The organism is Yersinia thracica (genome assembly GCF_902170565.1).
GTDB lineage: Bacteria > Pseudomonadota > Gammaproteobacteria > Enterobacterales > Enterobacteriaceae > Yersinia > Yersinia thracica.
In genome coordinates, this window is the sequence record NZ_CABHXX010000132.1 from 89,029 (window position 1) to 103,973 (window position 14,945).

Genomic DNA, 14,945 nt, shown 5'->3' on the forward strand with positions numbered 1-14,945 from the left:
GCGTTTTGCCGTCCTTCAGCGTTATTCGCAGTCAGGCAAAATTTTGCAGTAGGTTTGATGGTGGTTTTCCCGGAGAAGATATGTCACTCAGTCGTCGCCAGTTCATTCAGGCTACGGGCTTAGCGCTAGGCGCGGGTTCGTTGCCATTGAGGGCACAGGCTAATAGCACCCAGCAACCCTCGTTGCCTGTCCCACCGTTACTGGAGTCTCGCCGTGGGCAACCGCTGTTTTTGACTTTACAGCGGGCGCATTGGGCATTCAGTGGCAAGCAGAAAGCCGCTGTGTGGGGTATCAACGGTATGTATCTCGGGCCGACTGTTCGGGTTTACAGCGGTGATGATGTTAAGCTCATTTACAGCAACCGTTTGACTGAACCGGTGTCTATGACTATCAGTGGGCTGCAAGTTCCGGGCACATTAATGGGCGGCGCTGCACGTATGATTACCCCCGGTGTGGATTGGTCACCGGTATTGCCCGTGCGGCAACCTGCGGCAACTTGCTGGTATCATGCCAATACGCCTAACCGCATGGCTCCCCATGTTTACAATGGGTTAGCCGGTATGTGGCTGGTGGAAGATGAAGTCAGCAAAGCGATGCCATTACCAAGCCATTACGGTGTTGATGATTTCCCGATTATTATTCAGGATAAACGGCTGGATAACTTTGGCGTTCCGCAATATGACCCGCCAGAAAATGGGGGCTTTATGGGGGATACGTTGTTGGTTAACGGCGCACAAAGCCCATTTGTTGAAGTTTCTCGTGGTTGGGTGCGTTTACGTTTATTGAATGCGTCCAATGCTCGCCGCTATATATTGCAACTGAGTGACGGTCGCCCATTGCATGTGGTTGCCAGTGACCAGGGGTTCCTGCCTGCGCCAGTCGCGGTACAGCAACTCTCGTTAGCGCCGGGTGAACGGCGTGAGGTAGTTATCGATATGTCGCAGGGGAGCGAAGTGTCGATTACGGCGGGTGAGTCTGCCGGAATTATGGACAGGCTGCGCGGGCTATTTGAACCATCAAGTATTCTGATTTCCAGCTTGGTGCTGACATTAAAACCGACCGGTTTGTTGCCATTAGTCACTGATAATCTGCCAATACGTTTGCTCTCTGATCAGATTTTGGATGGCAATGTAATACGTTCTCGCGACTTCCGCTTGGGAGATGATTTGCCGGGAATCAATGGCGTTATCTGGGATATGAATCGGGCTGATGCTCAGGCACAGCAAGGTACTTGGGAACGTTGGACAATTCATGCGGACATGCCACAAGCATTCCATATACAGGGTGTTTCGTTCCTGGTGAAGAATGTAAATGGTGCGCCGGCGATGGCCGAAGACAAGGGTTGGAAGGATACAGTTTGGGTTGATGGCGATGTGGAGTTACTGGTGTATTTCAATCAGGTTTCTTCCGAGCATTTCCCGTTCTTGTTCTACAGCCAGAGCCTTGAGATGGCGGATCGTGGGTCAGCAGGACAATTGGTAACACAGGCTGCGCCAACACTCGGTTAAGATTAATGGGGTCACTGTTTCGATAGATCATTGCTTCGATGAATAATTGCTTCGATTAATAATTGTTTCGGTGAATCATCGTCCAGTGATCCTGTTCTAATTAGTGGCGCGAATCATGTCATCAACAGATTTACCCCTCCTCTTTCCATGGATAAATGCGTATAATCGCCGCCCGGTGATGATTTCTTAACCCGAACCACCCCAACTTTCCCCAATTCAAAGAGTGTTGCCATGAGTACCAGCCTGATCCAGCCAGAGCGTGACCTGTTTTCTTATCAGCCTTATTGGGCTGAATGCTATGGCACTGCGCCATTTTTACCGATGTCTCGCGAAGAAATGGACATATTGGGCTGGGATAGCTGTGACATTATTGTCATCACCGGCGATGCGTATGTTGACCACCCCAGTTTTGGCATGGCTATCATTGGCCGCATGCTGGAGGCTCAGGGCTTCCGTGTAGGGATCATTGCTCAGCCAGATTGGACAAATAAAAATGATTTCATGCGCTTGGGTGAGCCGAACCTGTTCTTCGGCGTCACCGCGGGTAATATGGACTCGATGATTAACCGCTATACCGCTGATCGCAAATTGCGCCATGACGATGCTTATACGCCGGATAATAAAAGCGGTAAGCGGCCAGATCGCGCCACTTTGGTGTATAGCCAGCGCTGCAAAGAGGCCTATAGCCATGTGCCGGTATTGCTTGGCGGAATTGAAGCCAGCTTACGCCGTATTGCCCATTATGATTATTGGTCTGATACTGTGCGCCGTTCAGTCATTGTTGATGCCAAAGCCGATATGCTGGTGTACGGCAATGGTGAGCGGCCACTGGTTGAAGTGGCACACCGCCTGGCTGCGGGTGAGAAAATTGCTGATATTCAGGATGTGCGTAACACCGTTGTGATGCGCAAAACCCCATTACCGGGTTGGAGTGGCGTGGATTCTACTCGGTTGGATAAACCGGGCCGTATTGAAGCTATTCCGAACCCCTATGGTGAAGATTTGCCGTGCGCGACAAACAGTGTTCCCGAGCCGGAAGCCAAACCTATTACCGTGCGGGCCGCCAAACCCAAACCATGGGAGAAGACCTATGTCTTGCTGCCATCCTATGACAAAGTGAAAGTAGACAAAGTATTGTATGCCCACACTTCGCGGATTTTACATCATGAAACTAACCCCGGTTGTGCGCGGGCTTTGATGCAAAAACATGGCGACCGCTATATTTGGATTAACCCACCGGCTATCCCGCTTAGCACGGAAGAAATGGACAGCGTTTTTGCCCTGCCTTATCAGCGTGTGCCGCACCCGTCTTATGGGAAATCGCCAATTCCAGCTTACGATATGATTCGTTTCTCGATCAATATCATGCGCGGTTGCTATGGTGGCTGTTCGTTCTGTTCGATTACCGAGCATGAAGGGCGCATTATTCAGAGCCGCTCTGAAGATTCCATCATTCGCGAAATAGAAGAAATTCGCGATAAAGTCCCTGGTTTTACCGGCATCATCTCTGATCTGGGTGGCCCAACGGCAAACATGTATATGCTGCGCTGCCAGTCGCCACGAGCCGAGCAAACTTGCCGCCGTGCATCCTGCGTTTACCCTGAAATCTGCCAGCACATGGACACTAACCATGAGCCGACCATTTCACTATATCGGCGAGCACGTGATTTGAAAGGGATTAAAAAGATCCTGATTGCGTCTGGTGTTCGTTATGACTTGGCGGTGGAAGATCCGCGTTATATCAAAGAATTAGCCAGCCATCATGTAGGCGGCTACTTGAAAATAGCCCCAGAACACACCGAAGAAGGGCCACTTTCAAAAATGATGAAACCGGGGATGGGCAGCTATCAGCGCTTTAAAGAGCTGTTTGATACCTATTCCAAGCAGGCGGGTAAAGAGCAATATTTGATTCCGTATTTCATCTCAGCTCATCCGGGGACGGAAGATAAAGATATGGTGAATTTGGCTCTTTGGCTGAAGAAAAACCGTTTCCGTTTGGATCAGGTGCAAAACTTCTATCCATCACCGCTGGCTAACTCCACCACCATGTATTACACCGGCAAGAACCCGCTGAGCAAAGTGGATTACAAAAGTGAGGATGTTGTTGTTCCGAAAGGAGATCGTCAGCGGCGGTTGCATAAAGCATTGCTGCGTTATCATGATCCCGCTAACTGGCCGATGATCCGCACGGCATTAGAGGAAATGGGGCTGCAACATTTAATTGGTAGCCGCCGTGAATCTTTGGTTCCGGCACCGACGCTGGAAGAACAACGTGAAGCACGCCGGGCGTTTCGTCATCATACACCAGCGTTGACCAAGCACACTGTTATCACTCGTCAGCGTCAACCGGGTAACCGCACGAATGCAGCCTCAGCAGGCAAAGTTCCTGCGGGTAAAGCCCCTTTGGATAAAACCGCGCAGGCCACTACGGGCAGTTCCTCGGCCAAGAAAGCAGACAGCAAAACCGGCGCAAACAGAGCGCCGGTGAATAAACCCTCTGGTGTCGCCAGAGGGAAAGCTAAGCCTCATTAAGAAGCTGATAAATCAGCGGTCAGGCCCTGGGTGCATCTGGGTCTGGCCCCAATCGTTTACCGCTATCCAACTTCGAAATTGCCGTCAGTTCATCTTTGTGTAGTTTAAAATCAAATACTTCAAAGTTTTCCCTGATGCGCGCCGGTGTCACTGATTTAGGAATAACAATCAGCCCGCTGTCCAGATGCCAACGTATGACTATCTGTGCTGGGGTCTTACCATATTTTTGCGCCAATTCACGAATGATGGCTTGATCGAAAACGCCATCGCCGCCTTGAGCCAGCGGGCTCCAGGATTCTGTCGCAATATGATGCGTGGCATTCCAGGCATGGAGTTGCCGCTGCTGGAGCAGGGGGTGAAGCTCAATCTGATTGACAGTCGGGGCAACGCCGGTTTCATCAATCAACCGCTGCAAATGAGGGATGTGGAAGTTACAGACGCCGATGCTGCGGACCAAACCTTGTTCTTTCAAGGCGATCAATTCACGCCAGGCACCGACATAGCGGTCTTGTGCTGGATCTGGCCAGTGGATTAGATAGAGATCCACATAATCGAGCTGAAGTTTTTTCAGACTCTCTTCCAGTGCTTGCTGCGGATTATTTTGGTTACTATTCCACAGCTTAGTGGTAATAAATAGCTCATCACGGGCGACATTGGTCGTTTTCAGCGCCTGACCAACACCCTCTTCATTTTTATAAATAGCCGCTGTATCGATTGAACGATAGCCGATCTCCAGTGCTTTGGTGACAGCAAGCTGTGTTTCTTCAATACTTGCTTGCCAAACGCCAAGACCGAGTTGTGGCATCAGGTTTCCATCGTGCAATTTGATAATGGGTTGCGTCGCCATATTGATCTCCTCAGCTTATACCCGTCATACTTCAAGCTGCATGCGTGTTGGCTACGTTCGTTACTCGGCCCATCCATGGGCCTCGCCTCTGCGAGGCCGCTGCCAGCAGCGTTCAAATCTGCTCCGGGCAGATTTGTCACCCGAATCACTTACAACACAGTAAGTTCATCGGGATTATGAGCCTCATCAGAGGCTCACCCTACGGGCCAGCGCAAGCGCTGTTCAAAATGGTTTACAACCAATTTGTCTCTCACTTACCGCCTTCCTGCAACTCGAATTATTTAAGGTATAGATCACATTGTATTTCGCTAAACTATATTATTAGACCGCAGCTTCGTAGATACGTTTGCTATCGGCCAAAGTGATGTCACTGTGCTCGCCAAGTGCGGTCATACCGTGCTCTTCTAATTTTTTGATTAAATCAGGAATGGTGCTGCCATCCAGTTTGTAATCAGATAAGCGAGTCGCGACACCCATGCTTTCAAATAAGTGGCGGGTAGCGGCAATAGCAGCATCAATGCGTTGGTCTTCAGTACCTTCACGGATATTCCAGACACGCTCCGCATATTGCAGTAATTTCGCGCGTTTTTGCTGTTTCTTCGCCACTAACAGAGCGGGCAATACCACTGCCAATGTTTGTGCATGATCCAGCCCGTGACGCGCTGTCAGTTCGTGGCCCAGCATATGAGTCGCCCAGTCTTGTGGGACACCGGCACCAATCAGGCCATTTAATGCCATGGTGGCGCTCCACATAATGTTGGCGCGTACATTGTAATTATCAGGATCAGTTAAGGCTTTCGGGCCTTCTTCAATCAGGGTTAACAACAAACCTTCAGCAAATCTGTCTTGTACTTTGGCATCCACCGGATAAGTCAGGTATTGCTCAATGGTATGTACAAAAGCATCAACCACACCGTTAGCCACCTGGCGCGGTGGTAAGGTATAAGTCACTACAGGGTCCAGCACAGCAAATAGCGGCTGTACATGAGGCGAGAAGAAATGTTGCTTATCACCGGTGCTGCGGCGGCTGATCACTGCGCCACTGTTAGCTTCAGAACCCGTCGCCGGTAAGGTCAGCACTGAACCCATAGGCAGTGCTTCTTTGATATCGCTGCCGGTGGTTTCCAGAATATGCCATGGGTCTTGTGGATAATTGACGGCCGCCGCGATAAATTTAGTGCCATCCAATACTGACCCGCCACCCACAGCGAGTAGGAAAGTGATTTTTTCTGCCCGGCAAACCTCAACAGCTTTCATTAAGGTTTCATAAGTAGGGTTCGGTTCGATACCGCCAAACTCCAGGTAATCAAAGCCTTTCAGCGCTTGGTGAACTTGGTCGAGTACGCCATTTTGTTTGATGCTGCCGCCACCATAGGTAATTAAAATACGTGCATTAGCAGGAATTTCTTTACTCAGTTGCGCTATCTGACCAGTACCGAACAACACTTTTGTCGGGGTATGAAGGGTAAAATTTTGCATAATTTTTCTTCCAGCTTAGGGTAAGGAACAATAAGAACTAAGAGATTAGTTTGCGGCGCAATAGCTTGTGGGGAAATAGCTGTTTGTCGCGGTATCAGTGGTAGCCATTGTCGGTAACCTGGGGCTATACCTCAATGCACATTTCTGCCTTGCTCTTGCCTATTTCTACAAATCACTGTAGAAAATTCGCAAAATACTGCACAATTTATGTCGGATCGTTCCAGATAACAGAAGCAGGTGAGAGCGTAATGGTTGAAGTTACTGATATTCAGGTACAGATGGCTGGGATGATTGCTCGCCTGGCTCAAGGTAATGGTTTAACCCCTAGCGCTGTACCCAAGGTGAAAATTCTATATTCCACCGTACACCAACCGCGCACGCCCGTCATGTATACCCCGAGTGTCGTTATTATATTTCAGGGGCATAAAGTGGGTTATCTGGGCAGCAAAGTATTTCAGTATGATCCGAAAAACTACCTGATTCTGACCGTGCCGCTGCCGTTTGAATGTGAAACTTTTGCCAGCCCGGAAGTGCCGCTGGCCGGGATTTCGATTCATATAGACAGCCAGATGCTACAAGATTTAATTATAGATATCGGTGATGACGAACTCGATAAACCTTTCGGCAATACCTCTGGCGTCAACTCATCTGCGCTGACTGAAGAGATGCTCTGCGCCACCGAGCGGTTGCTGGATGTGATGTCCAACCCTCGTGATGCCAGGGTGCTCGGCCCACAAATTGTGAGAGAAATCATCTACTACGTGTTATGTGGACAGTGCGGCGGGGCATTGCAAGCTTTGGTTAATCGCCATGGGCACTTTAATCAAATTACCAAGACATTGCGGCGTATCGAAAATCAGTTTGCAGATAACCTGAATGTTGAACAATTAGCCGCGGATGTGAACATGAGCGTCTCCGCGTTTCATCATAATTTCAAAGCAGTGACTAACACGTCGCCACTACAATATTTGAAATCCTACCGGCTACACCGTGCGCGAATGATGATGCTACACGACGGGCTAAAGGCCAGCACCGCAGCGAACAAGGTAGGGTATGAGAGCGCTTCACAATTTAGCCGCGAGTTTAAACGCTATTTCGGCGTAACACCGAGTGAAGAAGTTGCCAAGTTACGCACTAACTGAGGTGATATCTATACAAAACGGCGCACTAAGCGCCGTTTAGCTGTTCGAGCGGAGAAGCTTACTCAGCCACGCTTTTACGTTTACACCAGACCAATGCCAGTGTGCCAACCAACCCCACCAATAACAAAACAATCGGCAAAATCATCAGGGCGGTCATGACTTGATTTTCATAATGTTTAACCAGGGGGATATGGCTAAGTGCAAAGCCCAACCCCACGACACTACCCACCCATAGCAGCCCGCTGAGCCAGTTAAAGAACTGAAAACGCGTGCTATTTAAACCTGAAATACCCGCTAAAGTGGGTAATAAAGTCCGGACAAAAGCCAGAAAACGGCCAATAATCAGGGCCGCCAGACCGTGGCGAACAAACAGGTTATGGGCGCGTTGGCGATAATGAACGGGGAGCTGCAACAACCACCTTTTTACCACTTTGGTATCTCCCAACCATAATCCTTGCAGGTAACTCAGCCAACAACCCAAGCTGGCCGCAGCGGTCAGAATTATCATGGTGGGCCAGAATGCCATGACACCTTTAGCAATCAGTGCACCCGCCAAGAGCAACAGGCTATCACCGGGGAGGAAAGAGGCTGGCAGCAAACCATTTTCTAAAAAAAGGGTGGTAAAAAGTATGCCGTAAATAACCCAAATCACATTCGGGTCGGCAAGTTTACTAAAATCCTGCTGCCATAAGGCATGAAGGATTTCGCGTAATACATCCATTTCTGTTCCTGTTTGCCTATCGTGTGAGGATATTGTTGTAAGTTTTTACCTAGTGTATCGGTAATGGCGCTAATCCACATTGATCTTATCCTCAATAACAAAATTTTTAAGGGGATATATACGCGCCGTTGACACTAATTGTGTAAGAGAGGATTAATGCGCGGGGATTATCACCGCACATTAACAAACCATAGCGCTCATAAATGTTATTGCGAAGCTTTGATGCGCTCAAACCCAGCGGTTAAGTCGTCCTGCAAATCTTGTACATTTTCCAACCCAATGTGCAGACGGAACAATGTGCCTTTGATTCCCTCCCCCTCATATTTGCGGATTGCCCGGATATCCTTGGGCTGATACCCCAGAATCAAAGACTCAAACCCGCCCCACGAAAAAGCCATGCTGAAATGAGTAAAGTGGTCGAGATAGGCCTCTAACTGCTGCTGGGTTAATTCTTCTTTTAATTCAAAAGAAAACAAACCATTGCAGCCGGTGAAATCTCGTTTGTAGAATTCATGGCCTTTGCAACCGGGCAGTGCAGGGTGATAGACCGCAGCAACTTCCGGGCGCTGAACCAGCCAGTTTGCGATTTCGATACTGTTTTTTTCATGCTGCTTTAAACGCACACTCAGCGTACGTAAGCCCCGGCTGGCAAGATAGGCGGTATCGGCATCCACCATTTGCCCCATCAGATAAGAATCTTCGCGCAGTTGCTCCCAACAACGGGTGTTGGCGACCGCAATCCCCAGCATGGCATCGGAATGGCCAATAATATATTTAGTTCCTGATTGGATGGAGATATCAATATCAAAATCCAGTGCTTTAAACAGCACGCCAGCTGCCCATGTATTGTCCATGATGATAATCATCTCTGGAGAAACCGCGCGGATGGCTTTAACAATGGCAGGAATATCTTGCACTTCCATCGTGATGGAACCGGGTGACTCAAGAAAAACCACTTTAGTTTGCGGAGTGATCAATGAGGCAATTTCGGCTCCCATCATAGGATCAAAATAAGTGGTGGTGATATTCATACGCGATAAGATTTTATCGCAAAAACTTTGAGCCGGTTCATAGGCCGAACCCGTCATCAACACATGATCGCCGGTGGAAACAAATGATAAAATGGCATTGCTGATAGCGGCAGCACCGCAAGGATAAAGCACACAACCCGCGCCACCTTCCAGTTCTGTCATGGCTTCTTGCAAAGAAAAGTGGGTTAGCGTGCCTCTACGGCCATAAAATAGCGCGCCATTTCCGCGATTAATGGTGGCGTGCTTTTTGGCTTTTACTGACTCAAAAACCAAAGAAGATGCGCGCTGAATGACGGTATTGACCGAGCCTTGGGTGAATTTCTGACTTCTGCCAGCGCTAACTAAGATTGTTTCTAATTTTTCTGTCGTGGGTTTATTTGCAGACATAATCGCTTTGTTACCTTCTTATCAGCATGCCCATTATTCTATGGTCAGCATTCATTATTGGGATGTAATTATTCCTTACGTTAGCATGATGATTGTGATGAGAGGGTAGCTTTCACCATGAAAAAAACTAAAGAGGGCGACTCGCTGTTTTCCGCAGGTTTGTAATGGAAAAATGCTGTGTAAGTGACGAAATAGGAAATTTATTAAGGGGAGGCCGTTAGGGGAGGACTTAATTCATGCCAAAGCGCTCTCTGCAATTAATCCTTTTTTATTTTTACATAAAGTGTCACTCAATCTGTACAGCTCAGAATGTTTATCCATTGATCATTCCGCGTAGTCCCTGATATCAGGGGAATTCTTATTTTTTCTCAAAAAATAGGCGCAAATACTAATGATAATTACTATCAATCCCCGATTTGTTTGATATGATCGGCAGCTGATTTCGTCCTTAAATTGATATGCATATTGGGTGGAGGCGCAGCGTGAAAACAGCTGGCAAAAAGATTAAAGACAAATCATTCGTGCAAGGCCGAATGATGAAAGGCGCGATGGCATTATTGCTGGTGGCAGGTTTAACCGGCCATGCATTCGCCGCGCCGGGCAACAGTAGCGCAGTCGCTGCATCAGTGACGACACCAACGACGACAGCAACATCAACGCCGTTACCTGCACCGGAAATGACATCTGTAGCAGCCCCTGCCAATACAGAAACTGCTGCACCCACAATACCGGCACCGCTAGTTCAGCCATTAACAGCTCCTGCCCCACAAGGCTTGGCGATGGATCTCTCCGTTTGGGGCATGTATCAACATGCTGACGTGGTGGTGAAAGGCGTAATGATTGGCTTGGTATTGGCATCAATCGTGACCTGGACCATTCTGTTCTCCAAAGGTACTGAATTATTCCGCGCCCGCCGCCGTTTACGGCAAGAACATGAGGTTATCGGCGCGGTCACTGATCTTGATACCGCGTCTGAGCGAGCAGAGGTTTTCTCTCCAGAGAGCATCAGCGGCTTATTACTGCGTGAAGCGCAAAACGAGCGCCTGTTATCGGCAGAATCAAACGATAACAACGGCATTAAAGAACGTACTGCTTTTCGTCTGGAGCGCCGTGTTGCTGCCATTAGCCGCCAAATGGGCAAAGGTAATGGCTTCCTGGCGACAATCGGTGCCATTTCTCCGTTTGTCGGTTTGTTTGGTACTGTTTGGGGCATCATGAACAGCTTTATCGGTATTGCCCACTCACAGACCACCAATCTGGCTGTTGTTGCTCCGGGTATTGCCGAAGCTTTGCTGGCAACAGCCCTTGGCCTGGTTGCCGCAATTCCTGCGGTGGTTATCTATAATATCTTCGCTCGCCTGATTGGTTCTTACCGCGCTCAGGTAGGGGATGTTGCTGCACAGGTATTATTATTGCTGAGCCGTGACCTTGATTTGAGCAGCAGCGCTGAAGCAAAGTCACCTAAGCAGCCTCACCAATTGCGTGCGGGGTGATTTATGGCCATGCGGATGAACGATAACCTTGATGAAAGTGGTGAACTGCACGAAATTAACGTGACACCTTTCATTGATGTCATGCTGGTATTGCTGATTATCTTTATGGTGGCAGCGCCACTGGCAACAGTCGATATCAAAGTGGACTTGCCGGCATCTTCAGCAGTGCCACAGCCAAGGCCTGAGAAGCCGGTTTTTCTGACAGTGAAAGCGGATAATCAGCTGTATGTTGGTGATCAGCAGGTCGACCGCGATACACTGGCTGCGGCGCTGGATAAAGTGACCCAATCTAACAAAGAAACCACCATTTTCTTCCAAGCGGATAAAGTAGTGGATTATGAAACTCTGATGAGCGTGATGGACGCTTTACGTAAGTCGGGTTATCTCAAAGTAGGATTAGTCGGCATGGAAGCGGGCGGCGCAAAATAGTCAATAACAGGCGCGGTAGATATTACCGCGCCTGATTTCAATTTTTTGGTATATTACGGCCAACTTCATCATTTGCTAAGAGTACTTGCTCTAGATCTTGCTCCAATTCATGAGCATTCTGGGCCAGAAAGAAATTATTTTCCCCAACACATTTTTTCCAGTCAATATCCTCTCTTGGGACATATCCAATACCAATAAATACCATTCTAATATTGTTTTCTTTAATCCTCTCACACATCCCTTTCTCAACAAGTTTTTTAGTAATATTAAAGTAGTTTTTATCTTTATAATCATCAGAAAGATCACTGTTAATATGATTACTATCATCACCGTCAGAAAGAATAATCATTAGTTTTTTTTGATTGTCATTTGTTTGTTTGAATATGTTATTACCTGCTAATATCCCTGAACTTATCAATGTTGCGCCCCTAACATCAAAACTTAAAGCATCAGATAATATTGAGTTATTAATGTTGTTTTTATCGATAATATGTGCATTTAGATTTTTTAGGCAAAAATCATTATTGAGAACATCAGATATAGGAATGTTAATATTTCTCTCTTCGGTTTTATGAGAAATTGAGTTAACTGTCTGTTCGTAGTCAATGTTATCTGCAATAATCATCCATATCGTCATTGTGTAATTAATATAACTGGCATATCTGAAAAGTTTAACAGCTTTAGAACTGTTCTTATCATCAATAATATTATCTTCAATTTTTTTAATGACTTTTTTAACATCGTTCTCACTATCGCTTAATTCCCCATATTTAACATTAATAATATCGCCTAAGTTTTCTAATCCTGGAAATTTTTTTAATCCAGACGCAGTGTAACGACTCAGATAATTGCCTTTTGATCTGTATTTTTTAGGTACAAATGGGTAGTGACAAAATGTTTCATTTTTTATAATCTTTTTACTTCCCCATGAAAATGGAGCAAATCCAATAACATTAATGACATCATTATTATCTATTTTATTATTTAGTTTTTTAAATATGCGTGTTAGTGCTTCTATTTTACTTTCAGGACTTGTAGAATTCTCAAATGGTTTCTTCATTGAACCTGAATAGTCAGCGACAAAAACAACATCTGTGGGTTCAGAATGATTGGAGATATATTTTTTGGCGGCCCCACTATCAGTAATACTTATATTCTCATTCGTGCGAGTAAGAAGTGTATTATTTAAAAATAATGCAGGGTAATTCATAGTAATAGCTACATTATATTGGAGATGGTTGGTATTACTGGCTATTGTTATTCTGGGTATCGAAAACGTCTCTGATGGTAAGTATGCACTAGCATAAGAAGAGACAAGAGCATTATTCTTTTGTACTTGGATAGCATCAGGATTGTTATTATTTTCAACTGTTAATGCTAATGCAGCTTGCTCTATAGCATCAGATACCCTGGCTTTTTTTTGTATAAAATGAGAAATTTCAAAAGACACAAAAATCAGCCCAATAAAAAAAGGCAATAAAATAATAAATGGCAATAATATTGCACCACTTTCATTATTTATAAAGTTCTTTATCTTTATAAAAGTAATATTTTTTTCCAACATAAATAACCTTTACTGTATGAGTGTTATATTCATATGTTTAGATATTAACGTTCGACCGTAATAGAGGATGATTTTATAGGTGCAAATAAAGTTTCATACCCAGGAGCTGACGATAAACATAATGTCACTTGATATAAAGGGATCCATCTTCCGGCATTACTGAATGTTGATAGTTGGGTTAACTCGTTGAGTGACTTGTCCGGCTCACAAGCTCCAATATTGAAGGACAAGCTTTTCGTATCATCAATACTTTTATTTTTTTCTGTAGATGAATCTGTTTGATTAAAATGTAGCGTTTCTATCTTTATTGCAAGATTATTAACAGGAGTCCCTGAACTTAATAACATATTGTCTGCTAATTTTTTTATTTGATTAACCTGTTCTTGTGTTAATATCCTATCATTGTTGTATAGTCGTGTTCTTTCGCGCACTATTCCCGCTAATGAATATGAAATACGATCTAGCTTTCCAACGGTTGCGTAATAATCTGCTACTGATATTAATGTTTTTATAAAAAGAGTAGTAATAAAAACAACAAAAACGAATTCAATGACAACTGCACCTTGTGTATTTTTAATCATATTTATTTGATTAGTTTTCTTGTACAAAAATAACCTCTCTTGACAGGAAAATAGTAGACAAATAAGATGGAATAGGAAAAAAGACTGGGCGATATAAATACCTGACGCTATATTTAGCCAGCGGTAATGTATTGTTATCTGATGTGTCATTATTAATGATATCAGATATGCTTTCACTAAATAAAACATTTGAGCTTAGCGTATTATCATCAATGATAAATGAACCAAGAATGCCATGATGTGAAATTAATTTTCTCCGTAGCACTGAATTATAGCTAGAATTGTTATTTCGATCTTTATTTTTCGCCGACTTTGTTGCCTCGGAAACGGCCAAATCCAAATTGGCAGAAATATAAAGTAAGCGTGCAATCTCAGCACTAAATAACAGCATGAATAAAAACAAAATCAGGATGATCGAAAACTCAATAGTGGTAGAACCTCTATTTTCATGAAAGAAAAGCATATTCATTTTACTCATTAGTCAACCTTTCCAGAAAACTTATCTTGATAGGGGTTACTCACTTGACTGAGAGCTAATATTAAGTTATCAGGGTTTTTAGCCATTTTTTCAGCCGAAATTATCTTTTTTGCATATTGATTATCATTAATTTTAACTAATGCGAATACCAAATTATGTAACATTAAACGATCTCTCTTTCCTGCCAGATAGTCAGGAAGCAATATTCTAACTGCATCAGAATAACGCTCATCTAGGATCGCTATCACAGCAAGATTATTCATCGCTGTTTCATCAGAAATAAATAGATCTCTAGATTGCTCAATAGAATTTTCAGCTTTAGTTATTTCACCATTGTTTGCAAAAATAATGCCCTTTAAATTATGTGCTTCTGGATTTTTCGGTGAAATAATCAATAAGTTATCAATAACGGTCTTGGCCGCAGCATAATCATTATTGTTAATAAGGTTTTTGGCATGTAATAATCTAATAGATTCATTTTTTTTATGTGCTATTGACGACAAGTAGTATAGCGATGACTTAGTATCACCAGCAAGATAATATGTATTGGCTAATTTTAATCTAACATTGTCATCTTCTTTTATTTTTAATTTGTCACGGTATAAGGTAATTAGTCCACCATAGTTATTGGCTTTGGTTAAAATACTTTCCCGATAAGAAAATTCTTTCTTACTCATGTCTTTATTCCCAGAACATGCAGTGACCATAAAAGGAATAACTAAAAAAACAATGATTTTTTTGAGGTTTTTATAC

Annotated in this window: 13 protein-coding genes; 5 read left to right on the forward strand and 8 right to left on the reverse strand. The window is 44.8% G+C overall.

What is annotated here, in order from left to right; genetic code table 11:
- The first annotated feature begins 80 nt into the window (after positions 1–80).
- Both ftsP and FTA91_RS18015 read left to right on the forward strand, forming a co-directional pair.
- Positions 81–1,508, forward strand: coding sequence for a cell division protein FtsP (gene ftsP, locus FTA91_RS18010; RefSeq protein WP_145534090.1), 1,428 nt, complete (start codon positions 81–83; stop codon positions 1,506–1,508).
- A gap of 231 nt (positions 1,509–1,739) precedes the next feature.
- Positions 1,740–4,040: a YgiQ family radical SAM protein gene (locus FTA91_RS18015; RefSeq protein ID WP_145583728.1), complete on the forward strand. Its 2,301-nt coding sequence runs from the start codon at positions 1,740–1,742 to the stop codon at positions 4,038–4,040.
- Positions 4,041–4,059: 19 nt separating this feature from the next.
- On the opposite strand, the gene dkgA is transcribed toward FTA91_RS18015, so the two are convergent.
- Complete coding sequence (dkgA, locus tag FTA91_RS18020; RefSeq protein WP_145583730.1) at positions 4,060–4,887, reverse strand: 2,5-didehydrogluconate reductase DkgA; 828 nt, start codon at positions 4,885–4,887, stop codon at positions 4,060–4,062.
- Between the two features lie 321 nt (positions 4,888–5,208).
- Positions 5,209–6,366: an alcohol dehydrogenase gene (gene yqhD / locus FTA91_RS18030; protein ID WP_145534096.1), complete on the reverse strand. Its 1,158-nt coding sequence runs from the start codon at positions 6,364–6,366 to the stop codon at positions 5,209–5,211.
- 248 nt (positions 6,367–6,614) lie between these two features.
- Here yqhD and FTA91_RS18035 point away from each other — a divergent pair, with 248 nt between their 5' ends.
- Complete coding sequence (locus FTA91_RS18035; protein ID WP_050112290.1) at positions 6,615–7,508, forward strand: AraC family transcriptional regulator; 894 nt, start codon at positions 6,615–6,617, stop codon at positions 7,506–7,508.
- Between the two features lie 58 nt (positions 7,509–7,566).
- On the opposite strand, the gene FTA91_RS18040 is transcribed toward FTA91_RS18035, so the two are convergent.
- Together FTA91_RS18040 and metC are read right to left on the reverse strand one after the other, a co-directional pair.
- Entirely contained in the window at positions 7,567–8,229 is a 663-nt protein-coding gene (locus FTA91_RS18040) for a DedA family protein (RefSeq protein ID WP_050112291.1), read from the reverse strand.
- Positions 8,230–8,435: 206 nt separating this feature from the next.
- Positions 8,436–9,647 carry a cystathionine beta-lyase gene (metC, locus tag FTA91_RS18045; protein WP_050112292.1) on the reverse strand — a complete coding sequence of 404 codons (1,212 nt, stop codon included), beginning with the start codon at positions 9,645–9,647 and terminating at the stop codon, positions 8,436–8,438.
- Between the two features lie 482 nt (positions 9,648–10,129).
- Between metC and exbB the strand changes: the two genes are divergently transcribed.
- Positions 10,130–11,140 carry a tol-pal system-associated acyl-CoA thioesterase gene (gene exbB / locus FTA91_RS18050; protein ID WP_072082399.1) on the forward strand — a complete coding sequence of 337 codons (1,011 nt, stop codon included), beginning with the start codon at positions 10,130–10,132 and terminating at the stop codon, positions 11,138–11,140.
- 3 nt (positions 11,141–11,143) lie between these two features.
- On the forward strand, positions 11,144–11,569 hold the full coding sequence (exbD, locus tag FTA91_RS18055; protein ID WP_004390102.1) for a TonB system transport protein ExbD: 426 nt from the start codon (positions 11,144–11,146) through the stop codon (positions 11,567–11,569).
- A 37-nt stretch (positions 11,570–11,606) separates the two neighbouring features.
- On the opposite strand, the gene FTA91_RS18060 is transcribed toward exbD, so the two are convergent.
- From FTA91_RS18060 to FTA91_RS18075, 4 genes are all read right to left on the reverse strand, one after another.
- Entirely contained in the window at positions 11,607–13,133 is a 1,527-nt protein-coding gene (locus FTA91_RS18060) for a TadE/TadG family type IV pilus assembly protein (protein WP_145583732.1), read from the reverse strand.
- Between the two features lie 44 nt (positions 13,134–13,177).
- Entirely contained in the window at positions 13,178–13,741 is a 564-nt protein-coding gene (tadF, locus tag FTA91_RS18065) for a tight adherence pilus pseudopilin TadF (RefSeq protein WP_235896875.1), read from the reverse strand.
- Positions 13,725–14,192: a TadE/TadG family type IV pilus assembly protein gene (locus FTA91_RS18070; protein ID WP_145583733.1), complete on the reverse strand. Its 468-nt coding sequence runs from the start codon at positions 14,190–14,192 to the stop codon at positions 13,725–13,727. Before FTA91_RS18070 ends, tadF begins: the two co-directional genes overlap by 17 nt.
- A partial coding sequence (locus FTA91_RS18075; RefSeq protein ID WP_413081222.1) for a tetratricopeptide repeat protein occupies positions 14,192–14,945 on the reverse strand: 754 nt, incomplete at its 5' end. The genes FTA91_RS18070 and FTA91_RS18075, both read right to left, overlap by 1 nt.